This window comes from Allobosea sp. GW821-FHT03A12 (genome assembly GCF_058986765.1).
Genome location: NZ_JBYSVZ010000006.1, coordinates 201,820 through 224,507, shown reverse-complemented (window position 1 = coordinate 224,507; position 22,688 = coordinate 201,820). Strand labels below are relative to the sequence as shown.

22 protein-coding genes and 1 riboswitch are annotated in these 22,688 nt (G+C 68.1%); of the genes, 15 read left to right on the top strand and 7 right to left on the bottom strand.

Annotation, left to right across the window (positions count from 1 at the left end):
* Positions 1–23: 23 nt before the first annotated feature.
* The 6 genes from AC3WLC_RS23375 to AC3WLC_RS23350 all read right to left on the bottom strand — a co-directional run bounded on the left by AC3WLC_RS23375 (position 24) and on the right by AC3WLC_RS23350 (position 6,464).
* Positions 24–1,232: an ABC transporter substrate-binding protein gene (locus AC3WLC_RS23375; protein ID WP_493686310.1), complete on the bottom strand. Its 1,209-nt coding sequence runs from the start codon at positions 1,230–1,232 to the stop codon at positions 24–26.
* A gap of 214 nt (positions 1,233–1,446) precedes the next feature.
* Entirely contained in the window at positions 1,447–2,202 is a 756-nt protein-coding gene (locus tag AC3WLC_RS23370) for an SDR family NAD(P)-dependent oxidoreductase (protein WP_493686309.1), read from the bottom strand.
* On the bottom strand, positions 2,175–3,215 hold the full coding sequence (locus AC3WLC_RS23365; RefSeq protein WP_493686308.1) for a ketopantoate reductase family protein: 1,041 nt from the start codon (positions 3,213–3,215) through the stop codon (positions 2,175–2,177). Before AC3WLC_RS23365 ends, AC3WLC_RS23370 begins: the two co-directional genes overlap by 28 nt.
* A complete protein-coding gene (locus AC3WLC_RS23360; RefSeq protein WP_493686307.1) occupies positions 3,212–4,159 on the bottom strand; it encodes an isoaspartyl peptidase/L-asparaginase family protein in 948 nt (315 codons plus the stop codon). Before AC3WLC_RS23360 ends, AC3WLC_RS23365 begins: the two co-directional genes overlap by 4 nt.
* A 152-nt stretch (positions 4,160–4,311) precedes the next feature.
* Positions 4,312–5,916: an ABC transporter substrate-binding protein gene (locus AC3WLC_RS23355; protein ID WP_493686306.1), complete on the bottom strand. Its 1,605-nt coding sequence runs from the start codon at positions 5,914–5,916 to the stop codon at positions 4,312–4,314.
* Complete coding sequence (locus AC3WLC_RS23350; RefSeq protein WP_493686305.1) at positions 5,913–6,464, bottom strand: MarR family winged helix-turn-helix transcriptional regulator; 552 nt, start codon at positions 6,462–6,464, stop codon at positions 5,913–5,915. Before AC3WLC_RS23350 ends, AC3WLC_RS23355 begins: the two co-directional genes overlap by 4 nt.
* Positions 6,465–6,559: 95 nt before the next feature.
* Here AC3WLC_RS23350 and AC3WLC_RS23345 point away from each other — a divergent pair, with 95 nt between their 5' ends.
* From AC3WLC_RS23345 to thiE, 15 genes are all read left to right on the top strand, one after another.
* Positions 6,560–7,261: a creatininase family protein gene (locus AC3WLC_RS23345; protein ID WP_493686304.1), complete on the top strand. Its 702-nt coding sequence runs from the start codon at positions 6,560–6,562 to the stop codon at positions 7,259–7,261.
* Positions 7,262–7,358: 97 nt separating this feature from the next.
* The gene (locus AC3WLC_RS23340) at positions 7,359–8,330 is read left to right on the top strand and encodes an ABC transporter permease (protein ID WP_493686303.1); all 972 of its coding nucleotides are present in this window, start codon (positions 7,359–7,361) and stop codon (positions 8,328–8,330) included.
* A complete protein-coding gene (locus AC3WLC_RS23335; protein ID WP_493686302.1) occupies positions 8,330–9,208 on the top strand; it encodes an ABC transporter permease in 879 nt (292 codons plus the stop codon). Before AC3WLC_RS23340 ends, AC3WLC_RS23335 begins: the two co-directional genes overlap by 1 nt.
* A 127-nt stretch (positions 9,209–9,335) precedes the next feature.
* Entirely contained in the window at positions 9,336–11,045 is a 1,710-nt protein-coding gene (locus tag AC3WLC_RS23330) for a dipeptide ABC transporter ATP-binding protein (protein ID WP_493686301.1), read from the top strand.
* 16 nt (positions 11,046–11,061) lie between these two features.
* The gene (locus tag AC3WLC_RS23325; RefSeq protein ID WP_493686300.1) at positions 11,062–11,955 is read left to right on the top strand and encodes a polysaccharide deacetylase family protein; all 894 of its coding nucleotides are present in this window, start codon (positions 11,062–11,064) and stop codon (positions 11,953–11,955) included.
* A 1,353-nt stretch (positions 11,956–13,308) separates the two neighbouring features.
* On the top strand, positions 13,309–14,397 hold the full coding sequence (locus AC3WLC_RS23320; protein WP_493686299.1) for an OmpA family protein: 1,089 nt from the start codon (positions 13,309–13,311) through the stop codon (positions 14,395–14,397).
* Between the two features lie 125 nt (positions 14,398–14,522).
* On the top strand, positions 14,523–14,813 hold the full coding sequence (locus AC3WLC_RS23315) for a hypothetical protein (RefSeq protein WP_493686298.1): 291 nt from the start codon (positions 14,523–14,525) through the stop codon (positions 14,811–14,813).
* Positions 14,814–14,880: 67 nt separating this feature from the next.
* Positions 14,881–15,081, top strand: coding sequence for a hypothetical protein (locus AC3WLC_RS23310; protein WP_493686297.1), 201 nt, complete (start codon positions 14,881–14,883; stop codon positions 15,079–15,081).
* 104 nt (positions 15,082–15,185) lie between these two features.
* Positions 15,186–15,290: riboswitch (TPP riboswitch) on the top strand.
* A gap of 78 nt (positions 15,291–15,368) precedes the next feature.
* Positions 15,369–17,246 carry a phosphomethylpyrimidine synthase ThiC gene (thiC, locus tag AC3WLC_RS23305; protein ID WP_493686296.1) on the top strand — a complete coding sequence of 626 codons (1,878 nt, stop codon included), beginning with the start codon at positions 15,369–15,371 and terminating at the stop codon, positions 17,244–17,246.
* A gap of 5 nt (positions 17,247–17,251) precedes the next feature.
* A complete protein-coding gene (gene thiO, locus AC3WLC_RS23300; RefSeq protein WP_493686295.1) occupies positions 17,252–18,253 on the top strand; it encodes a glycine oxidase ThiO in 1,002 nt (333 codons plus the stop codon).
* Entirely contained in the window at positions 18,222–18,419 is a 198-nt protein-coding gene (thiS, locus tag AC3WLC_RS23295; protein ID WP_493686294.1) for a sulfur carrier protein ThiS, read from the top strand. Before thiO ends, thiS begins: the two co-directional genes overlap by 32 nt.
* 3 nt (positions 18,420–18,422) lie before the next feature.
* Positions 18,423–19,193, top strand: a complete 771-nt coding sequence (locus AC3WLC_RS23290) for a thiazole synthase (protein WP_493686293.1) — start codon at positions 18,423–18,425, stop codon at positions 19,191–19,193.
* Between the two features lie 13 nt (positions 19,194–19,206).
* Positions 19,207–20,178, top strand: a complete 972-nt coding sequence (locus tag AC3WLC_RS23285; protein WP_493686292.1) for a HesA/MoeB/ThiF family protein — start codon at positions 19,207–19,209, stop codon at positions 20,176–20,178.
* Between the two features lie 40 nt (positions 20,179–20,218).
* Positions 20,219–20,986, top strand: coding sequence for a hydroxyethylthiazole kinase (locus tag AC3WLC_RS23280; protein WP_493686291.1), 768 nt, complete (start codon positions 20,219–20,221; stop codon positions 20,984–20,986).
* Entirely contained in the window at positions 20,983–21,651 is a 669-nt protein-coding gene (thiE, locus tag AC3WLC_RS23275) for a thiamine phosphate synthase (protein ID WP_493686290.1), read from the top strand. Before AC3WLC_RS23280 ends, thiE begins: the two co-directional genes overlap by 4 nt.
* Position 21,652: 1 nt before the next feature.
* Here thiE and AC3WLC_RS23270 read toward each other — a convergent pair whose 3' ends face one another.
* On the bottom strand, positions 21,653–22,681 hold the full coding sequence (locus AC3WLC_RS23270) for a proline racemase family protein (RefSeq protein WP_493686289.1): 1,029 nt from the start codon (positions 22,679–22,681) through the stop codon (positions 21,653–21,655).
* Positions 22,682–22,688 lie beyond the last annotated feature (7 nt).

The following is a 22,688-nucleotide window of genomic DNA, read 5'->3' as shown; positions in this document are numbered from 1 at the left end:
TAGATCAGGTCGAAGCCTGGCGCTCAGCCCGCCGGGCGAAGCGTCTTCACCTCTGCATCCGAAGGCAGGTATTTGGCGCCGTCGGCATAGCGCCAGTCGACCATGACGCCCTTGCCGTCCTTGACCGCGGTCTTGCCGACATAGGCGCCGAGCGTCGCCTGGTGGTCGGAGGCGCGGAACTCGACCGGGCCGAAGGCCGAGGTGAACTTCAACCCCTTCATGGCGTCGATGAGCTTTTCGTTCTCGGTCGTGCCCGCCTTGGCGATACCGGCAGCGATGGCGTTCATGGTGTCGAAGCCGACCACCGAGCCGAGGCGCGGATAGTCGTTGTACTTCGCCTTGTAGGCATCGCGGAACTTGACGTGGTCCGGCGTCTGGATGTCGGCATGCGGATAGCCGGTGACGATCCAGCCGACCGGCGTCTCCGCGCCGAGCGGGTCGAGATATTCCGGCTCGCCGGTCAGCATCGAGACGACCGTACGGCCTTCGAACAGGCCGCGGGTATTGCCCTGGCGGACGAAGTTCGAGAGGTCGGCGGCGAAAGTGACGTTGAAGATCGCATCGGGCTTGGCCGCCTCGATTGCCTGCACGGTCGCGCCGGCGTCGATGCGCCCGAGCGCCGGGAACTGCTCGGCGACGAACTCGACGTCCGGCTTGGCCTTCTTCAACAGCTCCTTGAACCATTTGGCGGCCGACTGGCCGTATTCGTAGTTGGGCGCCACGATCGCCCATTTCTTCGCCGGGAGCTTGGCCGCTTCCTCGACCAGCATCGCCGCCTGCATGTAGGTCGAGGGGCGCAGGCGGAAGGTGTAGCGGTTGCCCTTGGCCCAGACGATCGCGTCCGAGAGCGGCTCGGAGGCGACATAGAGCCGCTTGTTCTGCAGGGCGTAGTCGGCGATGGCGAGGCCGACATTGGAGAGAAAGCCGCCCGAGAGCAGGTCGACCTTCTCGGCGTTGATCAGCTCGCCGGCGAGGCGCACTGAATCTTCCGGCTTGCCGGCATCGTCGCGGAACAGCGTCTCGACCTTGCGGCCGAGCACGCCGCCGGCGGCGTTGACCTGCTCCAGCGCCAGCTCCCAGCCCTGGCGATAGGGCTTCAGGAAGGCTGGCTGCGAGGTGTAGCTGTTGATCTCGCCGATCTTGATCGGCGCGCTTTGCGCGCGCAGCAGCGACGGCGTGGCCAGCGCGACGGCGCCGAGCGCCGCTCCGCTGACGAATTGGCGACGGTCCATTCGGTGACTCTCCCGTTGATCGCTGGCCTTACGCACCACAGCCCCTCGCTGCGCGATGTCCTACCCTAGGCCAGTGCAGTGCGCTGCAACAAGCCAGGGTGGAAATTCGTTTGTATGCGTATGAAATTTCGACTGCGTTTCGCAGTTTGTCAATCGTCGAAAAACAGGCTCCGTCGCTGGGGTGCCGCGCAGGGCTTCGCGAGCTCTCGATCTCCTACGACCGCCCGCCATCGACCGAGAGGATTTGGCCGGTCACCCAGCCCGCCTGCTCGGAAAGGAAGAACAGGCTGGCATGTGCGATATCCTCGGCCGTGCCGAGCCGGCGGGTGTGGATGCCTTCGATCAGCCGCTTCTGGCCGTCCGGACCGTAGGACTCCCATTGCCGCTCGGTCGCCGGGTTGGAGCGGACGAAGCCGGGCGCGACCGAGTTCACGGTGATGCCATGCGGGCCGAATTCCCAGGCGAGCTGCTTGGTCAGCCCGACCAGCGCATGCTTGGCGCTGGCATAGGCCTGGATGCCGGTCAGGCTCGGTCGCAGGCCGGCGCCGGATGAGATGTTGACGATGCGGCCGTATCCCGCCTGCTTCATCGCCGGCGCGGCCGCTTGCGACAGGAAGAAGGCGGCATCGACATTGGCGGCGAAGACGGCGCGCCAGTCGCTCTCGGAGATCTCCTCGATCGGCCGGCCGACCTGGCCGCGCACGCCGCCGGCCGCGTTGACTAGGAGGTCGAGCCGGCCCTCGGCTTTGAGTATCGTACCGACCAGCTCCTGTGCAGCCTCCGGGCTGCCGAGATCGGCGACATGAGCAGTCGCGCCGAGCGCCTTTGCACTGGCGGCGACACCTTCGGTATCGAGATCGGCGAGGTGGACCTTCGCGCCGGCCTCGACAAGCGCGGCCGCGATGGCGCGGCCGATGCCCTGGGCGGCGCCGGTGACGAGGGCTACGCGGCCGTCGAAGCGGATCTGCATTGCTCGATCAATACCTTCAGCGTCTCGAACGACATCGGGCGGCGGCCATCCTCGATGTCCCGGATCAGGGAGACCAGCAGCTCCAGCGCCGGCGTGGCGACGCCGACCTCGCGGCCGAGTTCCGAGATGATGCCGATCTGCGGCTGGCCCTCGGTCTTGCGCTTGCGCACGGCGAGATCGCGCCAGATGCCGGAATGGGTCTTGGCCGTCTTCGAAGTGTAGTCGGCGAGCCAGGCGATCGTCTCGATCTGCGGACCTTCCGGCGCACCCGGCGCGAACACGCTGGGGTCGAAATCGCCGAAGCCGAGCGAGGTGACGCCGCGCGCCGCTGCGACCGCACCGACCTCGCGCCCGAGCGCCAGCCAGACCGGCAGCCGCTGCGGATCGGCGAAATTCGCCGACATCGAATCATTGGTCAGGGCGGTACCGAACAGCATCGCGCCATAGGCGAGCTTGCCCCAGAGATAGCCGTAGATGTTGTCGGTCAGGATCGCATCCGGCTCGAACAGAGCGAGCAGTCGGTGCATCTCGCGCACCCGGTCGGTCATCGCCCCATCGAGCTCGCCGACGACAACGGCGCCGCGGTTGCCGTAGAGGATCTCGCCCGGCCCATGCCAGTCGGCGCCGAAATTGACGAAGCAGCCCATGGTCCGCTGTTCGCCGACCGCCTTGGCGATGGTGATCTCGTTGAGCCCGTTCTGGGCCGAGAGCACATACCCGTCGCCAGCGAGATGCGGCTTCAGCGCCGTGAGCGCAGCCTCGGTGGCGCCGGCCTTCACGGCCAGGACGATGCGCGAATAGCTGCCGGTCAATTCCTGCGGCGTCACCGCCGGCACGACCTGCCGGAACTCCTCGACCGGTCCGGTGATCGATAGGCCCGAAGTCCGGCAGGCTTCGACATGCTCGGGTACGATATCGACCAGCAGCACCGGCACCCCGGCACGCGCCCAATAGGCGCCGAGCGTGCCGCCGATCGCGCCGGCGCCCCAGATCAGGATGGGTTCGCTGCTCATGCCTGGCCCATCACCTCGACATCGGCATGGGTTCCGACATGGAGGAGCCCGTCCGGCGTCACCCAGCCGCGATACATGCCCTCGGAATTATAGGGTGCGACGATCGTGCCATCGGCGCCGACGGCGACGAGCCCGGCGCCGATCTTGTGGGCGGTGAGCTCGGCGATGGCACGGTCGGCGGCTTCCTTCAGGGGCAAGCCCGCATAGCCGATCAGCGACGCGATCTCGTGGCCGATGCAGTAGCGGATGAAGAACTCACCCTTGCCGGTGCCCGACACCGCGCAGCGGCCGTCGCGGGCATAGGTGCCGGCGCCGATGATCGGGGAATCGCCGACGCGGCCCGGCGGCTTGTTGGTGTAGCCGCCGGTCGAGGTCGCTGCGGCGAGGTGGCCGTAAGAATCGAGCGCGACGGCGCCAACCGTGCCGTGTTTCTCGGCCTCGCTCGCTTCGCCGGCGGTGCCGACGAGCTCGCGGATCTTCATCGAGGCCAGGTTCTTGCGCCGCCTTTCGGTCGAGAAATACTCGTTCTCGACCATGTCGAGACCTTCGGTCTGGGCGAAGGCATCGCCGGCCGGGCCGGTCAGCAAGAGCGGGTCGCCGCGATGCATCAGCGCCTTGGCGGCGCTGACGGGGTTGCGGATGCGCTTGACCGCGCAAAGCGCTCCGGCGGCCAGCGTCGAGCCGTCCATGATCGAGGCGTCGAGCTCATGCTCGCCATCGGCATTAAAGGCGGCGCCATGGCCGGCGTTGAAATGGACGGAATCCTCCATCACCAGCACGGCGGCCTCGACCGCGTCGACGGCGCTACCGCCTTTGGCGAGGATCGCCCAGCCGGCACGCAGCGACTTGGCGAGATGGGCCTTGGCCTCGGCCCATTCGGCGTCGGTCATCTCGGCCTTGGGCAAGGTGCCGCAGCCGCCATGGATGGCGAGGGCGATGGTCATGTCTGTTATCCTGACTTCATTGGGCTGTCGCGAGCGTGCGCTGCACCGTCATGGTCGGGCTTGTCCCGACCATCCACGTCTTAGTCTGGGCAGTTCGATGTTCAAGACGTGGATGCTCGCCACAAGGGCGAGCATGACGGCCTCAGATCGGCTCACTTCGCCGGCTTGATGTCCATCGCCAGCGTATCCTCGTCGACGCGCGGGCGGATCGTGACCTTGGACTTCTGCATGGCCCAGGCCGAGCCGACGGCGACGATCGGCAGGCGCGGGCGGTCCTTGGCGACGATAGCGTTGGCCTGCGAGAGCAGGTCGTTTCGCTTGGCCTCGTCCATCTCGACGGCGGCATCCTCGATCAGCTTGTCGAGCTCGGCGTTCTTGTAGTTGAGCACGTTGAAGGCCCCTAACTTCTTGGCCGGGTCGTTCGAATGCACCACCGAGGAGAGGGTGTAGTTCGCCTCGCCCGTCAGCGTGCCCCAGCCCGACATCGACATCGAGAACTCACCGCGCAGGCGCGCCGGGAAGAAGACGGCGCCGGGCTGGGCGTTGGCATTCACGTCGATGCCGATGCGCGCCAGCATCTGCGCGATCGAGGTGCCGACTTGGCGGTCGCCCGGCAGGCGGTCATTGGTGAAGGAGAACGAGACCTTGAAGCCGTTGGGATAGCCGGCCTCCTCCATCAGCTTCTTCGCCTTGGCGAGATCCGGCTTCAGCGGCGGCAGGCTCTTGTTGTAGCCGGCGATATCCGGCGTCACCAGCTGGTTGACCGGGGCGCCCAGGCCCTCCATCGCGATCTCGGCCAGCGCCGGCCGGTCGATGGCAAGGTCGATCGCCTCGCGCACCTTGGCGTCTTGCAGCGGGTTCTTCGCCAGGGCCGAGCCGTCCTTGGCGCTGACTTGCGGGGACTTGTCCCGCATGTCGAGTTCCATGTTGAAGACATAGACCGTGTCGATGGTGGCGACCGAAAGCTTGGCGTCGCGCTGCAGCGTCGGCACGTCGGAAGCCGGTGCGCGCACGATGATGTCGACCTGGCCGGCCTTGAGCTGGGCGACGCGGGCGGCATCGTTCGGCAATTCCTTGCGCAGCACGCGCTGCCACGGCTCCTTCTCGCCCCAATAGCCGTCGAAGCGCTCGAGCACGAGCTGGTCCTTCGGCGTCCACGAGACGAACTTGTAGGGGCCGGTGCCGATCGCCGCCTTGCCGGTGTTGAAGGCGTCGTTGGCATTGTCCTTGGTCAACCCGGCCGCCGCCTTGTGCGAGACGATGAACAGGCGGATGAAATCGTTCGGCAGGTTCGGCGCCGGCCCGTCGGTGACGATGTGGACGGTGAGCGGATCGACGATCTTCACCTCCTTGACGCGCCGGACATAGATCGTCGTCGGGTTCGGGCCGGCGACGACCGGGATGCGCTCGATCGAGAACTTGACGTCCTCGGCGGTGAAGTCGGAGCCGTCATGGAACTTGACGTTCGGGCGCAGCTTGAACTCCCAGACGCTGGGCTCGATCGCCTTCCAGCTCAGAGCGAGGCGCGGCTCGATCTGCAGCTTGTCGCCCGACCAGGTCAGCGTGTCGAAGACATGCTTCAGCGCTTCGGCATGGGTGCCGGTCGCGGTGAAATGCGGATCGATCGATTCAGGTCCGGCGCGCACGCCGATCGTCAGCGTCTGCGCCATGGCTGCGTCGGAGAGCGGCAGGCCGATCAGGGCGGCGAGAGCGGCGGTCCGCCAGAGCGGGGACCGGTGCGACAAAGGCTTGGTCATTTGGAGGTCCCTTCGGGTTCGAGATCGGCGGGCCACGCCGGCGAGGCGATCACCATCTTGTCCATCAGTTCGCAGAGTTGCTTCTGCTCGGCCTCGGTCAGCGCCGCGAGCATGGCGGTTTGCTGTCCCACCATCATCGGCATGGTCTCGTCGAAGATGGCGTGTCCTGCCGGCGTCAGCGCCAGCACATAGCTGCGCAGATCCTCCGGATCGGTCTCGCGCTTGAGCAGGCGCCGCTGCAGCAGCTTCTGGATAGCTCGCGAGAGGGTGTTCTTTGGCAGGCCGGAGGAGGAGACGATGTTCTTGGCCGCGACGCCGCCCTTGAGGCCGACGGCATAGAGCGCGACGAATTCCGGCCGGACCAGCCCGTAGCGCGTCTCGATCCAGCGATAGACCGGGTCGTTGAAGCGGAAGGCGATGAAATTGAGCCGGAAGGACAGCCAGCAGGGATTGTCCCAGAGCTTGGTGACGGTCAGCGGATCGAGCTCGCGCAAGGCCGCCTCGCGGCTTGGATCGAGCCTGGACAGGGAGGTCGGGGCTCGGGCCATCTGGGAAATCCTATTTGGTTCCATATGGAACTTGACGGTGTCAGGGGGCACTGTCAAGGATGACTCGGTTTCGCCGAAACGCAAGGATCAGTGCCGTGCTCGTTGCCCGGATGAACTGGATGCAGATCGAAGAGCAGGCGAAGCGTGACGATCGCTGCGTGCTGCCGCTCGGCTGCGTCGAGCAACACGCCTATTTGAGCCTCGCCACCGACGCGATCCTGTCCGAGCGCGTCGCGGCGGAAGCCGCCGAGCCGCTCGGCATCCCGGTCTTCCCGGTGCAGGCCTATGGCATGACGCCGGGCTTCACCGCCTATCCCGGCACGATCTCGCTGCGGATGACCACCTATATCGCGCTGCTCGAGGACTTGCTCGAGGGCGTCTATCGTTCCGGCTTCCGCCGCATCGTGCTGGTCAACGGCCATGGCGGCAATGCGCCGGCGATGACGGCAGTGACCGAGTGGATGGGCAAGCGCCCCGATGCCAGCGTCAAGATGCACAATTGGTGGGCGGGGCCGCGCTTCCAGAAGGCGGTCAGGGCGGTCGACATGGCCGCTTCGCATGCCTCCTGGATGGAGAATTTCCCCTGGACCCGGCTCGAAGGCGTGACGTTGCCGGATGCAGTGAAGCCGCCCTTCGATCCCGCGCTCTACCAGGCCGCCAGCCCGCAGCGGAAGCGCGAGATCCTCGGCGACGGCAATTTCCACGGCCGCTACCAGCGACCGGACGAGGAGATGCTGGCGCTCTGGGCCGTCGGCGTCGAGGAGACGCGGGCGGTGATGGTCGAGAGCTGGCCGTGATGATCTATAGTGCCGCCGTCTCGATCCAGGAGAGCGGCCACAAAACCCGTCTCTTTGGCATGGAGGTTGCGAAGCCGGGGCGGCGAATGTCTATCCGATGCTGACCCATATCATCGAGCGCGTCCTGCAGGCGCTGGCCGTCATGCTGGTCATGTCGGCGCTGGTCTTCGTCGGCGTCTACGCCATCGGCAACCCAATCGACGTGCTGATCGGCCCCGATGTCAGCCAGGACATCAGGCTCGACACCATCGCTCGCTACGGGCTCGATAAGCCGCTCTGGGAACAGTATTTCACCTTTCTCGGCCGTGTCCTGCACGGTGATTTCGGCCGCTCCTTCGTCTTCGGCATGCCGGTGCTGGAGCTGATCCTGTCGCGCCTGCCGGCGACATTGGAATTGACGCTCGCAGCGGTGTTCGGCGCGGCGCTGATCGGCATCCCCGCTGGCATCTATGCCGGCTACCGGCCGGAGAGCCCTTTCTCCAAGCTGATCATGGCACTGTCCATTCTCGGCTTCTCGGTGCCGACCTTCTGGATCGGCCTCGTCCTGATCATGACCTTCGCCGTCGAGCTTTCCTGGCTGCCGGCCGGCGGACGCGGCGAGACCGCCTCGCTCTTCGGCGTCGAATGGAGCTTCCTGACGCTGAACGGCCTCTCGCATCTGCTGCTGCCGGCGCTGAACCTCGCCTTCTTCAAGCTCGCTTTGATGACCCGCCTGGCCCGCGCCGGCACGCGCGAGGTCATGCTGACCGACACGGTGAAATTCGCCCGCGCCGCCGGCATCTCGGAAGGCGTCATCCTGCGCCGGCACGTGCTGCGCCTGATCTCGATCCCGCTCGTCACCGTCTTCGGCCTGGAATTCGCCTCGACGCTCGCCTTCGCGGTGGTCACCGAGACGATCTTCTCCTGGCCCGGCATCGGCAAGCTGATCATCGACTCCATCCAGTCGCTCGACCGGCCGGTGATGGTCGCCTATCTGATGCTGGTCGCCTTCGTCTTCATCATGATCAACTTCCTGGTCGACCTGACTTATTTCGCGCTCGACCCGCGCTTGCGGAAGGGACGGTCGTGATGCGGACGGAGACGCCGATCGCCCGCTTCTGGAGCGAGTTCAGGGAGAGCCGTATCGCGGTCGCGGCGCTCGTCGTCGTCGTCCTGATGATCGGCGTCGCTCTGCTCGCCCCGCTGATCGCGCCGCAGAACCCCTACGACCTCGCCAATCTCGTTCTGTCCGATGCGCGCAGGCCCCCCGGCTATGTCGGCTCCAGCGGCTATACCCATTGGCTCGGCACCGACGCGCAGGGGCGCGACCTGCTCTCGGCCATTCTCTATGGCCTGCGCATATCTCTGCAGATGGGGCTGGTCGCGGGCGCCTTTGCCTTTGCCATCGGCGTCACGCTCGGCATCGCCGCCGCCTATCTCGGCGGCCGCCGGGAGGCCTTCATCATGCGCGTGATCGACCTGCAGCTGGCCTTCCCGGCGATCCTGCTGGCGCTGGTGATCTCGGCACTGCTCGGTCAGGGCAAGGCGCAGCTCATCGCCGCGCTGGTCGCAGCGCAATACGCCTATTTCGCCCGCACCGCCCATGGCGCTGCCTCGGCCGAGCGCGGCAAGGACTATGTCGAGGCGGCGCTGTCGACGCCGCTGCCGGCCCGGCAGGTGATCTGGCGCCACATTCTGCCGAACTGTCTGCCGCCGCTGATCGTGGTCGCGACGGTGCAGATCGCCAACGCCATCGCCCTGGAGGCGACGCTGTCCTTCCTCGGCGTCGGCTTGCCGGTGACCGAGCCTTCGCTCGGCTCGCTGATCGCCAACGGCTTCCAGTACATGCTGTCCGGCCGCTACTGGATCTCGATCTATCCCGGCCTTGCCCTGATCCTGCTGATCGTCGCGATCAACCTGGTCGGCGACCAGATCCGCGACCAGGTCAATCCGAGGCTGAAGCGATGAAGGCGGGAGCGAGCCCTCTCCGTCATGGTCGGGCTTGTCCCGATCATCCACGTCTTCATGGATCGAGAGCGGTGTTCAAGACGTGGATGCTCGGCACAAGGCCGAGCATGACGTGGGTGGCATGCCCATGAGCAACGCCCCCCTTCTGGAGGTTACTGACCTCACCACGCAGTTCTTCACCCGCGCGGGCGTGGTCAAGGCGGTCGATGGTGTCTCCTTCTCGCTGCGCCGCGGCGAGGTGATGGGGCTCGTCGGCGAATCCGGCTCGGGAAAAAGCGTCACCGGCTTCTCGATCATCGGCCTGATCGATCCGCCCGGCCGCGTCGCCGGCGGCTCGGTCAAGCTCGAAGGCCATCAACTCGTCGGGTTGCCGCCCGACGAATTGCGCAAGCTTCGCGGCCGCGTCGTCTCGATGGTCTTCCAGGACCCGCTGATGACGCTGAACCCGGTCCTGACCATCGGCGAGCAGATCCGGCTGGCGATCGAGGCGCACGAAAAAGTATCGTCCGCCGAGGCCCGCCGGCGCGCCATTGCCGGCCTCGCCCAGGTCCGCATTCCGCGGCCGGAGGCGACGGTCGATTTCTACCCGCACCAGCTCTCCGGCGGCATGCGCCAGCGTGTTGCCATCGCGATCGCGTTGCTGCATCGTCCGAAGTTGATCATCTGCGACGAGCCGACGACCGCGCTCGACGTCTCCATCCAGGCCGAGATCCTGGCCGAGATGAAGGAGCTCGTCGCGGAGCTCGGTACGGCGCTGATCTGGATCAGCCACGACCTTGCCACCGTCGCTTCGATCGCCCAGCACGTCGCGGTGATGCGGCTCGGCAAGATCGTCGAAGCCGGCCCGACGCTCGACGTGCTGACGCGCCCGCAGCACGCCTATACCCGCGCTTTGCTCGACGCTTTGCCCTCGCGCGCCAAACCCGGCGAATTCCTGCTGCGTGGCGGCGGTGTGCCAGACGCTTCCCCGCCCGCCCGCAAGCCGGCGGCAGCGGTCGCGGCGCCGGTGCCTGGCGCGCCTTATTTCATTGCCGATCGCGTCAGCAAGCGCTTCGAATCGCGACCCGGCGCTTTGCGCGGCCTCGGCCAGAGACTCGGCCTCGTGCAGCCGCCGCCGGCCGTGATGGCCGTCGACGAGGTCAGCCTGGTCGTGCCGCGCGGCGAAGCGCTTGGGCTGGTCGGCGAGTCCGGCTCGGGCAAATCGACGCTCGGGCGCATGGCCGCCGGCATCTACGCACCGTCATCGGGCACCGTCCGCTTCGAGGGCTGGCCGGTGATGAGCGAGGGGCAGGAGCCGCGCAAGCTGACCACCCGCATCCAGACCATCTTCCAGGACCCGTTCGCCTCGCTCAACCCGCGCATGCGCATCGGCGACGGCATCGCCGAGGGGCCCCTTGCTCACGGGCTGATCGGCAAGGCCGGCGCCGCGACTTACGTCCGCGACTGGCTCGCCGCGGTCGGGCTCGATCCCGCCTTCGCCGAGCGCTATCCGCATCAGTTCTCCGGCGGCCAGCGCCAGCGCGTCGCCATCGCCCGCGCGCTCGCCATGCAGCCCGACCTCGTCGTCTGCGACGAGCCGGTCGCTTCGCTCGACGTCTCGATCCAGGCGCAGATCATCAACCTGCTGATGCGCCTCAGGGCCGAGCTCGGCCTGACCCTGATCTTCATCTCGCACGATCTCTCGGTGGTTCGGCATCTCTGCGACCGGGTCGCGGTGATGTATCGCGGCTGCATCGTCGAGGAGGGATCGGCAAGCGAGGTCTATGACAACCCGCAGCATGACTACACCAGGCGGCTGCTCGCGGCCGTGCCGGTGCTGCCCGTAGCGGCGGCCTGACGTTAGGAGGAACGCCATGACCGAACTGAAGCCCTGGCAATGGCCGGAGGAGACCTGGCGCGGCAAGGTCGAGCAGGTCCGCGCCGGCCGCAACCTCAAGCCGACGCGGTGGCCGGGCGGCGCCCGCTGCGCGGTGGCGCTCTCCTTCGATGTCGACCACGAGACCAACGAGCTACGCGATGGCGGCAAATCGGTCGGCCGGCTGTCCTGGGGCCAGTACGGCAATCGCGCCGGCATGCCGCGCATCCTCTCCATGCTGGCGCGCGAGGAGATCAAGGCGAGCTTCTTCGTCCCCGCGGTGACCGCGCTGCTTTATCCCGATGAGCAGCGCCGCGTGGTTGCCGAGGGCCATGAGATCGGCCTCCATGGCTGGATCCACGAGGTCAACACGGCCGTGCCGCCCGACCAGGAGCGCGAGCTGCATCTGCGCTCGGCCGACACGCTGGAGAGGATCACCGGCGTCAGGCCGGTCGGCATGCGCACGCCGTCCTGGGATTTTTCCGAAGTGACGCTCGCCGTCGAGCGCGAGCTCGGCCTGATCTACGATTCCTCGCTCTTCGCCGATGACGATCCCTATGAGCTGATCGAGAAGGGCGAGCCGACCGGCATGGTCGAACTGCCGGTCGAGTGGATCCGCGACGACGCCGTCTACTTCAACATGAACCGCTTCCAGGCGCTGCGACCCTATACGGCGCCCGAGGCGGTGTTCGACATCTTCAAGCGCGAATTCGACGGCGCTTACGCCGAGGGTGGGCTCTTCCTCCTGACCATGCACCCGCATGTCATCACCTATCGCTCCCGCTTCTGGATCCTCGAGGAGCTGGTGCGCCACGCCAAGGCCAAGGGCGACGTCTGGTTCGCGACGCATGCCGAGATCGCGGCCTATGTGAAGGCGCAGGCGGGGCTCTGATACAGGCGTGATCTTCCGGTCGGTTTCCGCAGGGTCAGCGGGAACCGTGCCCGATTTCGGCCGTTTTCGGTTCATTCGGAATTCAGGGCGCCGGGGCGTTCATCTCCGGAAGAACAACTGGAAACGGATGTCATGACGCGCACGAAAAACCTGCTTCTGATCGGCACCATCATCCCCGCCATCGTGTTGTCGCAGGGCAGTTTCGCCGCTCCATCGCTCCAGCTGGCCCAGGCGCAGTCCGGCGATGACGAGAAGCCTGATCCGCGCCGCCAGCGGCCCGGCGGGCAGGAGCGCCCCACCCCGGGTGGCCAGGAACGCCCCGGTGCCCGTCCCGCCCCGGGCCAGCCGCCAGCGGGCCGCCCCGCTGCGCCGGAACGCCCGGCCGGAGCGGCTCCGAGCGCGCCACGTCCGCCGTCCGCGCCGCAGGCCGTGCCTCCGGCCAACCGTGCCGAGCCCGAACAGCCGCGCCGTCCGACGCCGCCTGCGGGAGCCGCGCCCGGGCAGATTTCTCCGTCCACCCCGCAAGGCGCACCACGCGCGCCCTCGGCCGCGCCGAGCGAACCGCAGCGGCCGGCTCCAGGCCAGATCGCACCGCCGGCCTCGCCCGCCCGGCCGAGCACGCCACCGGCCCAGCCTAACGCTTCGGGAGCGCCGTCCGGCGACACTGGCCAGCGCCGTCCTGCACCCTCGCAGACGGCACCGGGGCAGCCGCCCGCCACCGCTCCCTCGGCGCCCACTCGACCTGCGCCGGGACAGGCCGCTCCGGGCAGCAGCAGCCAGACTCAGCCTGGCCAGACCCCCACAGCGCCGGGCGGTGGCCGCGCGCCGGGCGCCTTGTCGCAGCCCGGTGCGGCCCCGTCCCAGCCGACCCCGTCGCAGCAGCGGCCGAGCTTGAACGGTCAGCCTGGCCAGCCGGCACCCGGCCAGCCCTCCGGCACGCCGCCGGCCGGCCGTGCGCCGGGCGCGCTTTCGCAACCCGGTACAGCTCCGTCCCAGCCTGCCCCATCGCAACAGCCCGGCTTGAACCGCCAGCCCGGGCAGGCCGCTCCGAGCCAGCCCGCGCCCGGCCAGCCGTCGACAGCGCCAAATGCCGGCCGCGCGCCGGGCGCCCTGTCGCAACCCGGTACCGCGCCTGCGCAACCGGCGCCGGCCCAGCCCCAGCAACCGTCTGGCCTCAGCCGCCAGCCCGGCCAGCCCGCTCCGGGACAAGCTGCGCCCACCCAGCCCGCACCCGGCCAAGGCGCTCTCGGCGCTGGACAGCCTGCGACTGGCCAGCCCGCTCCGGCACCGAATGCCGGCCGCGCGCCGGGGGGCCTGTCGCAACCCGGAACCGCGCCGTCGCAACCCGCGCCCGTGCCCGGTCAGCAACCCGGAGCCCTGTCGCAGCCGGGTGTCGCGCCCGGTCAGGTCCAGCCGCAGCCAGGTGTGCCCGGCCAGCCTGCGCCTGATCGCCAGGGTCGCCGCGGCGGCATCGGCCTCGGTGGCGCGGCTGCGATCGGTCTCGGCGCCGCCGCGATCGGCGGCATCATGGCGACGCAGGGCGCGAACCGGCTCGACGATGTCCGTAAGCAGCGCGAGGAGCGTCGCGAAGGCGACGTCACCATCATCCGCGAGCCCGGCCGCACCATCATCCGCGGCGACGATGATCGCGCCGTGATCCGCTATGACGAGACGCAGCGCTTCCGCGATCTCGGCCTCGACACCCGCAGCGAACGCCGCGGCGACGAAAACGTGACGATCTACAATCGCCCCGACGGCACGCAGATCGTCACGGTGACCGACGCCGAAGGCCGGCTGATCCGCCGCTCGCGGCGCGAGCGCGACGGCGGCGAATTCGTGATGATCGACAATGTCCGCCGCGACGGGCCCCAGGCCCGCTTCGCCGAGGAGGTGGTGGTGCTGCCGCCGCCCCAGCTGCGCATCCCGCGCGAGCGTTATATCGTCGATGCCGAGCGTGCCGACGAGCGGCTGATCTATGAGACGATCACCGCGCCGCCGGTCGCCCCGGTGCCGCGCCGCTACACGCTCGACGAGGTCCGCTACTCGCCCGATCTGCGCGCCCATATGCGCAGCGTCGACATCGACACGATCAACTTCGATTCCGGCTCCTGGACGGTCACGCCTGACCAGGCCGGGCGCCTTCGGGTGATCGCGCAGGCGGTGCGCCAGGCGGTCGAGCGGGCGCCGAACGAGGTCTTCATGGTCGAGGGCCATACCGACGCGGTCGGCGCCGATGTCGACAACCTCTCGCTGTCGGATCGGCGGGCGCAGTCGGTCGCCGAGATCCTGACCCGCGACTTTGCGATCCCGGCCGAGAATCTGACGACGCAGGGCTATGGCGAGCAGTACCCCAAGGTGCAGACGCAGGGCGATTCCCGTGAGAACCGGCGCGTGACGCTGCGCCGGATCACGCCGCTGCTCACCGGCCAGAACCAGCAGTGACGCCAACCCGGGGCCGCCTGTGAGCTGCCCCGCGCCTTTCTCGAGGGGCGGCCGGAACAATCCCCGGCCGCCCTTGTTCCTCTAGCGGGCGGGCTCGCCTTGGCCTGCCTGACTGGAGGAGTGCCATGCGCAAGAACTCATGGGTCCTGCTCGGACTGCTCGCTGTAGGGCTGCTCGCGGCGGAAGCCGCTGCCGCGCAGTCTTCCTCGCTGCAGACGCAGCGCCAGCAGCGCGCACCCGGCGTGCCGATGTCGCCGAATGCCGGCGAAGTGCAGAAGCTGGAGCCACGCTCCGACCGCGTCGAGGCGAAGCGGGAGCGCGAACAGCTGGCACGCGACCGCTCCGGACCGCCGGAGCCGAACCGTGAGATCCCCATGCCGAAGCCTGTGCCGTCGATCATCGCGCCGACTCGTTAGAGCCCACCGCTTCGGGTTTAGATTCAGGTAAGGCTCGCCACCTATGGTGGCGGTGAGGAGCTATGCCATGAGCGAGATGTCGGTCGCGATCGCCCAGAGCCTGATCAGCATGAAGTCGGCTGCGACGCAGCAGGCGCTGCAGATCGAGATGGTCAAGCAGAACGCCGATTCCGACCAGGCGCTGGTCGCTATGCTGCAGCAGGCGTCCGAGCAGCAGCAGGCGATCCTCCCCGCCGGCCAGGGCGGCAATCTCGACATCACCGCCTGATTATTTCGTTTCCGCCAACGGTGTTGTTTCCCGTGCATGGCCGCGCGGCGTGCAGCTGCGGTCCTTTGGCAGTTGCGCGCAGATCACGACGGTTCTAACCTCCGCCTCGTTCCGAGGGGTGCTCGATAAGAGCTGAGATGGCCTGACGGCCGAACCCATCGAACCTGATCCGGGTCATACCGGCGGAGGGACTGGAACGCGGCTGCGCCACAAGTGCATCCGCCTCACAGCGACTGGACCGTCAGACGCCCCGGATCTCCTGAACCTGAGAGGGAGGAGATCCTGAGATGAACGCCCACACCAAGCCCCAGAAGAACAGCGTCAAGGCCGCACCGCAGACGGTGACGACTGGCCCGATCATCGGCTCGCGCAAGATCTATGTCGCCGCGCCCGAGCATCCCGACATGCGCGTGCCCTTCCGCGAGGTCGTGCTGACCACCGATGCCGAACCGCCGGTGCGCATCTACGACCCGTCCGGCCCCTATACCGAGACCGACGCCAGCATCGACCTCAACGCTGGCCTGGTGCAGCCGCGCCGCGCCTGGCTCGACGCCCGCGGCTTCGAGGTCGTTGCAGGCCGCGTCGTCACCGCCGCGGACAACGGCAACATTTCGGCCGAGCAGCTCGTCCCGGCCTGTCCCGCGCAGCGCCCGATCCTGATGGCGAAGCCCGGCCAGATGACGACTCAGTACGAGTTCGCCAAGGCCGGCATCGTCACGCCTGAGATGATCTACGTCGCCCATCGCGAGAATCTTGGCCGCGCCGCCATGCTGGAGGGCGCCCGCGAGCGCCATGCCGATGGCGAGAGCTTCGGCGCCTCGGTTCCCGAATTCGTCACGCCGGAATTCGTCCGCGAGGAGATCGCCCGCGGCCGCGCCATCATCCCCGCGAACATCAACCACCCCGAGCTCGAGCCGATGGCGATCGGCCGCAATTTCCTGGTCAAGATCAACGCCAATATCGGCAATTCGGCCGTGACCTCCGGTGCCGCCGAGGAGGTCGAGAAGCTGGTCTGGGCGATCCGCTGGGGCGCCGACACGGTCATGGACCTCTCGACCGGCCGCAACATCCACAACATCCGCTCCTGGATCCTGCGCAACTCGCCGGTCCCGATCGGCACGGTGCCGATCTACCAGGCGCTGGAGAAGGTCGGCGGCGATCCGATCAAGCTCGACTGGGAGGTGTTCAAGGATACCCTCATCGAGCAGGCCGAGCAGGGCGTCGACTATTTCACCATCCACGCCGGCGTCAGGCTGCCTTACGTGCCGCTGACCGCCAGCCGTGTGACCGGCATCGTCTCGCGCGGCGGCTCGATCATGGCGCGCTGGTGCCTGGCGCATCACAAGGAGAGCTTCCTCTACGAGCGCTTCGACGAGATCTGCGAGATCATGCGACGCTACGACGTCTCCTTCTCTCTCGGCGACGGCCTGCGTCCCGGCTCGATCGCCGACGCCAACGATCGCGCCCAGTTCGCCGAGCTGGAGACGCTGGGCGAGCTCACCAAGATCGCCTGGGATAAGGGCTGCCAGGTGATGATCGAGGGCCCCGGCCATGTGCCGATGCACAAGATCAAGGAGAACATGGACAAGCAGCTGCGCGAATGCGGCGAGGCGCCGTTCTATACGTTGGGACCGCTGACCACCGACATCGCGCCGGGCTACGACCACATCACCTCCGGCATCGGCGCGGCGATGATCGGCTGGTTCGGCTGCGCCATGCTCTGCTATGTCACGCCGAAGGAGCATCTCGGCCTGCCGGATCGCGACGACGTCAAGACCGGTGTCATCACCTACCGGATTGCCGCCCACGCCGCCGACCTCGCCAAGGGCCATCCGGCAGCCAAGCTGCGTGACGACGCGCTCTCCCGCGCCCGCTTCGACTTCCGCTGGGAGGACCAGTTCAACCTGGCGCTCGATCCGGACACGGCCCGCGCCTTCCATGACGAGACCCTGCCGAAGGATGCCCACAAGGTCGCGCATTTCTGCTCGATGTGCGGGCCGAAATTCTGCTCGATGAAGATCACCCAGGACCTGCGTGCCGAGGTTCAGGCGATGGGCGACAATGAGCGGGCGGCGCTCGAAGCCATGGCCACGCAGGGGATGGCGGAGAAGTCGCAGGAATTCCTGAAGAAGGGCGGCAATCTCTATCTGCCCGCGGCGGAGTAGGGACCATGCGCGTCGCTGTGATCGGGGCTGGCGTCGCCGGCCTCGTGACGGCGCTCGAGCTGGCCGAGCGAAACGTTGCGGTCGAAGTGTTCGAACGCAGTGCAGCGCTCGGCGAGCAGGCCTGCTCGTGGGCTGCCGGCGGCATGCTGGCGCCCTGGTGCGAGCGCGAGAGCGCCGAGGAGGCGGTCGTCACTTTGGGCCGACAAGCCCTCGACTGGTGGCCACGCCATTATCCCGGCACGCTCGCCCAGGGCACGCTCGTGCTCGCTCCGGCCCGGGACGCCGGTGAGCTGACGCGCTTTGCGGCGCGGACTGATGGCTTCGAGCGCCTCGACGCCGAAGGGGTCGCCGCGCTGGAGCCCGACCTCGCCGGCCGCTTCCGGCAGGGCCTGTTCCTCGCGCAAGAGGCGCATCTCGACCCGCGCCGGGCCCTGGCGGCGCTGGCTGAAGCGCTAAAGGCAGCCGGCGTGCCGATCCACTACGGCGTCGAGGTTGACGAGACGGCGCTCGATGCCGACCGCATCGTCGATTGCCGGGGCCTTGTCGCCCGCGACCGGCTCGACGGGTTGCGCGGCGTGCGCGGCGAGATGCTGGTGCTGCGCACGGACGAGATCAGGCTGAGCCGTCCGGTCCGGCTGCTGCATCCGCGCATTCCGCTCTATGTCGTGCCACGCGCCGATGGGCACTTCATGATCGGCGCGACGATGATCGAGAGCGATGATCGCCGCCGTGTCAGCGCCCGCTCGGCGATCGAACTGCTCAGCGCCGCCTATGCGCTGCATCCGGCCTTCGGCGAGGCCGAGATCGTCGAACTGCGCGCCGATGTCCGCCCGGCCTTTCCCGACAACCTGCCCCGTATCATCGAGGACGGCCGGTTCCTGCGCTTCAACGGCCTGTTCCGCCACGGCTTCCTGCTCTCGCCGGCCCTGGCCGGGCAGGTGGCCGATCGTCTCCTCGCATCCAGGGAGTTGTCCGATGCGCATCATCGTCAACGGCGACACGCGTGAGGTCGCTGCCCCGGTTCTGGCCGAGGCATTGGCCGAGCTGGGCTATGCCGGCGCGGTCGTCGCCACCGCCGTGAACGAAGCCTTCGTACCGGCTGCCGTGCGGGCGCACACAACCCTCGCAGATGGCGATCGGCTCGAGGTCCTCGCGCCGATGCAGGGAGGCTGAACGATGGATTTCTACGGCTTCACCCCGCGCTCGCGCCTTTTCCTCGGCACGGCGCAATATCCTTCGCCGGCCGTGCTGCAAAAGTCGGTCGAGGCAGCCGGCGTCGATGTCGTCACGGTCTCGCTGCGCCGCGAGGCCGGCCGGCTCGGCGGCGGCCAGGACTTCTGGGCGCTGATCCGCAGCCTCGGCGTCAGGGTGCTGCCCAACACGGCCGGCTGCCATTCGGTCAAGGAAGCGGTGACGACGGCGCAGATGGCGCGCGAGGTCTTCGGCACGCCCTGGATCAAGCTCGAGGTGATCGGCGAGGCCGACACGCTCCAGCCGGATGTGTTCGGTCTGGTCGAGGCGGCGCGCATCCTCTGTGCCGAGGGCTTCGAGGTCTTCCCCTACATGACCGAGGACCTCGTCGTGGCCGAGCGGCTGGTCGAGGCCGGTTGCCGGGTGCTGATGCCCTGGGGCGCGCCGATCGGCACCGGCAAGGGCCTGAACAACCCTTACGGTCTGCGGGCATTGCGGGCGCATTTCCCCGATATCCCGCTCGTCGTCGATGCCGGCATCGGCCTGCCCTCGCATGCCGCCGCGGCGATGGAACTCGGCTACGACGCGGTGCTGCTCAACACCGCGGTGGCGAAGGCCCGCGATCCCGCCGCGATGGCGGCCGCCTTCGCCCGCGCCGTCGAGGCCGGACGCCTCGCCTTCGAAGCCGGCCCGATGGAGCCGCGCGATATGGCCGCGCCCTCGACCCCGGTGCTCGGCCGGGCCCTGCTCGGCTGACAAGGAGGGAACCATGATCGATCGCTATGCCCGCCAGATCGTCATGCCGGAGGTCGGCCCCGAGGGACAGGCGCGGCTGGCCCGCACCTGCATCCTCGTCGTCGGAGCAGGCGGCCTCGGCTGTCCCGTATCGTCCTATCTCGTTGGCGCTGGCATCGGCCGCTTGCTGCTGGTCGATCCCGACCGGGTCGAGGAGAGCAATCTGCACCGCCAGCCGCTCTACCGGATGAGCGATGTCGGTCGGCCCAAGGTAGAGGCGGCTCGTGAGGCGCTCGCCGCGTATAATCCCGGTGTAGAGATCGAGGCCTTGGCACTCAGGCTCGCGCCCGACAATGCCGCAGAGCTGGTGGCGCGTGCCGATATCGTCATCGATGCCGCCGACAGCTTCGCCGCGACCTATGTCCTGAGCGATGCCTGCCGCGAGGCCGGAAAGCCGCTGGTCAGTGCTTCGATCGTCGGCACTGCCGGCTATGTCGGCGCCTTCTGCGGTGATGGCCCGAGCTATCGTGCCGTCTTCCCGGAAATGCCGACGCGCGCCGCCGATTGCGCCACCGCCGGTGTGCTCGGCCCGGCGGTCGCCACCCTCGGCCTGCTGCAGGCGCAGATGGCCCTGCTGCTGGCGCTCGGCCTCGAGCCATCGCCGCTCGGCCGCGTGATCAGCTTCGACGCCCGCCGCCTCGGCTTCGGCGGCTTCTCCTTCGCCGGGGCGCCGGAGCCCGTCGCCGGCTCATTCCGCTTCATCGCGCCATCGCAACTTTCGGCCAGCGACATCGTCGTCGAGCTGCGCGGCGTCGAGGAAGCGCCTGTTCCGGCTGCTCCGGACGCGATCAGGCTGACGGTCGATGAGATCGACCGGCTGTCGCTGGATGAAGTCGACGGTCGGCGTGTGGTGCTTTGCTGCCGAAGCGGCATCAGGGCGGCGCGCGCCGCCGGCAGGCTTGCAGCGCGCGGCGCCGACGATCTGGCCGTGATGGCGCTGGGCTAGATTCTGTCCCATATCCCTTGGCGAGCCCGATGGAGACCAGATGACGAGCGACACCACCGAGATCATGCCGGCGCGGACCCTGCAGCCGCAGGAGGTCGCCGCTGTGCTCGCCCGCGTGGCGCAGAGCCGTCCGCGAGTGCAGTGCCTCACCAACACGGTGGCGCAGAACATCACCGCCAACATGCTGCTCGCCTTCGGTGCGATCCCCTCGATGGCGATCCATGTCGACGAGGTCGCGGCGATGGCGGAGGGCGCCGGCGCGATCCTGATCAATATCGGCACGATCAATGCCGAGAGCGAGCTCGCCATTCCTAAGCTGCTGGAGGTGGCGCGCGATCGCGGCAAGCCTGTCGTCTTTGATCCGGTCTTCGTCGAACTCTCGCCGCTGCGCCGGCACATTGCCGCGCAGGTGCTGCGCCTGCCGAATATCCTGGTGCGCGGCAACGCCACCGAGATGGCAGCGCTCTCCTTCGATCTCGCTGCGGCTGAGGGCGTCACCCGCGTCACCACCGGCAAGGTCGATCGGATCGAGAGCGGCTCCGCGAGCTTCGCCGTCGCGCATGGCCACCCGTTGATGACCAGGGTCACCGGCATCGGCTGCGCCGCCGGCGCCCTCATCGCGGCCTGCTGCGCCGTCGAGGCGAACAAGGCGGTCGCCGCGGTTGCGGCCTTGACCGCCTATGGCATTGCCGGCGAAATCGCCGCCGAGCGATGCCGCGGCCCGGGCAGCTTCGAGGTCGAGCTGATCGACGCGGTCGCGGCGATGGACGCGGCGACATTGGCTGCGCGGATGGGAACCGGACGATGAGTGTCGACATCACCCTTTACGGCATCGTCGATCCGCAGATCGCCAATGGCCGCTCCATGGCCGATATGGCGCGTGCCGCGGTCGAAGGCGGAGCGACGCTGATCCAGCTGCGCGCCAAGACCGAGACGACGCGCGAGATGGTGCGCGAAGCCCGCGCCATCCGCTCGGCCCTGCACGGCACCAATGTGCCGTTGTTGATCAACGACCGCGTCGACGTCGCGCTCGCGTCCGGTGCCGACGGCGTCCATCTCGGCGCCGACGACATGAAGCTGGTCGATGCCCGCCGCCTGCTCGGCCCGCGCGCCATCATCGGCGCGACGCTGAAGCATGAGAACGAGTTGCCCGAGCTGGCCTCCGCCAAGATCGACTATGCCTGCATCGGCGGCGTCTTTCCGACCACGCACAAGGACAATGCCGGCGCGGCGCTCGGCGTCGACGGGTTCGCCGCCTTGCGCCAGGCGGCGGCGCGCGCGCTGGGGGCCCTGCCGGTCGGCGCCATCGCCGGCATCACGGCTGCCAATGCCGGCTCGGTGATTGCGGCGGGCGCTGATGGCGTCGCCGTGATCGGCGCGCTCTTTGGTGGCGATGATATCCGCGAGGCGGCGCGTGATCTTCGTCTCGCGATCGAGACCGCCCTGTCGGAGCGGGTCGCCGCGAGCGCCTGACCTAGCCGGCGATCTCGGCGAAGCGCTTCGGCAGGGCAAAGCCGTGCCCGAGCGGGTCGTCTGCCTCGATGACGAAGCTGCCTTCGCCGGCAAGATGCCCGCGTCCGCCGACTTCGACCGTGACCGCGCCCGCCGCCGGGAAAACGACCGGACGGATCACCCGCCCGGTGAAGGTGCCGCCAGTGATGCTGCGGATATTCCGGCTTTGGCCGATCGGGATCAGCCCCTTGGCATGGTCGAGCGCCATGCGGGCGGTGACACCCGAGCCGGTCGGAGAGCGGTCGATCTGGCGCTCGGCGAAGACGCAGAGATTGAAGCTGTCCTCGCCCGGAACCGCCTCGTCGGTGACGATCGTGCCATAGAGGAAGCCGAGATCGGGCTCGGTCGGATGCGTGATCCTGCGGCTCGCCCGGACCTGGTCGGTCAGCGCGCCCGCGGCCGCGACGATCTCCTCGACCGGCGTCTGCATCAGATCGAGCCCGAAGCGCGAGGCCGGCAGGATGCAGTAATAGGCGCCGCCATAGGCGATGTCGGTGACGACGTCGCCATAACCCGGCACCGGGACTGCGAGATCGCGCGCCTCGACGAAGGCCGGCACGCTCTCGAAGCTGACATCGCCGACTTTCCAGTTGCCTTGGCCGCCCTCGACCTCGCAGGCGAGCCGCACGAGCCCGCAGGGCGCCTCGATCGCGAAGTGGGTGACCGGCTCGCTCGCCTCGACCAGCCCCTGCTCGATCGCATAGCGGCCGAGCGCGATCGTCGCGTGGCCGCACATGGTCGAATAGCCCTCATTATGCGTGAACAGCACGCCGAAGGCCGCTTCCGGATGGCTCGGCTTGACCGGGATGACACCATACATGCCGTCATGGCCACGCGGCTCCAGCATCATCGCACGGCGCAGGTGATCGTGCTGCTCGCGCGCCTGCCGGCGCTTGTCGAGGATGCCAGCGCCGGTCAGCTCCGGGTAGCCCCCGGTGACGATGCGCACCGGCTCGCCGCAGGTGTGGTAGTCGATGTAAGCGAGGCGCATGGGTTCT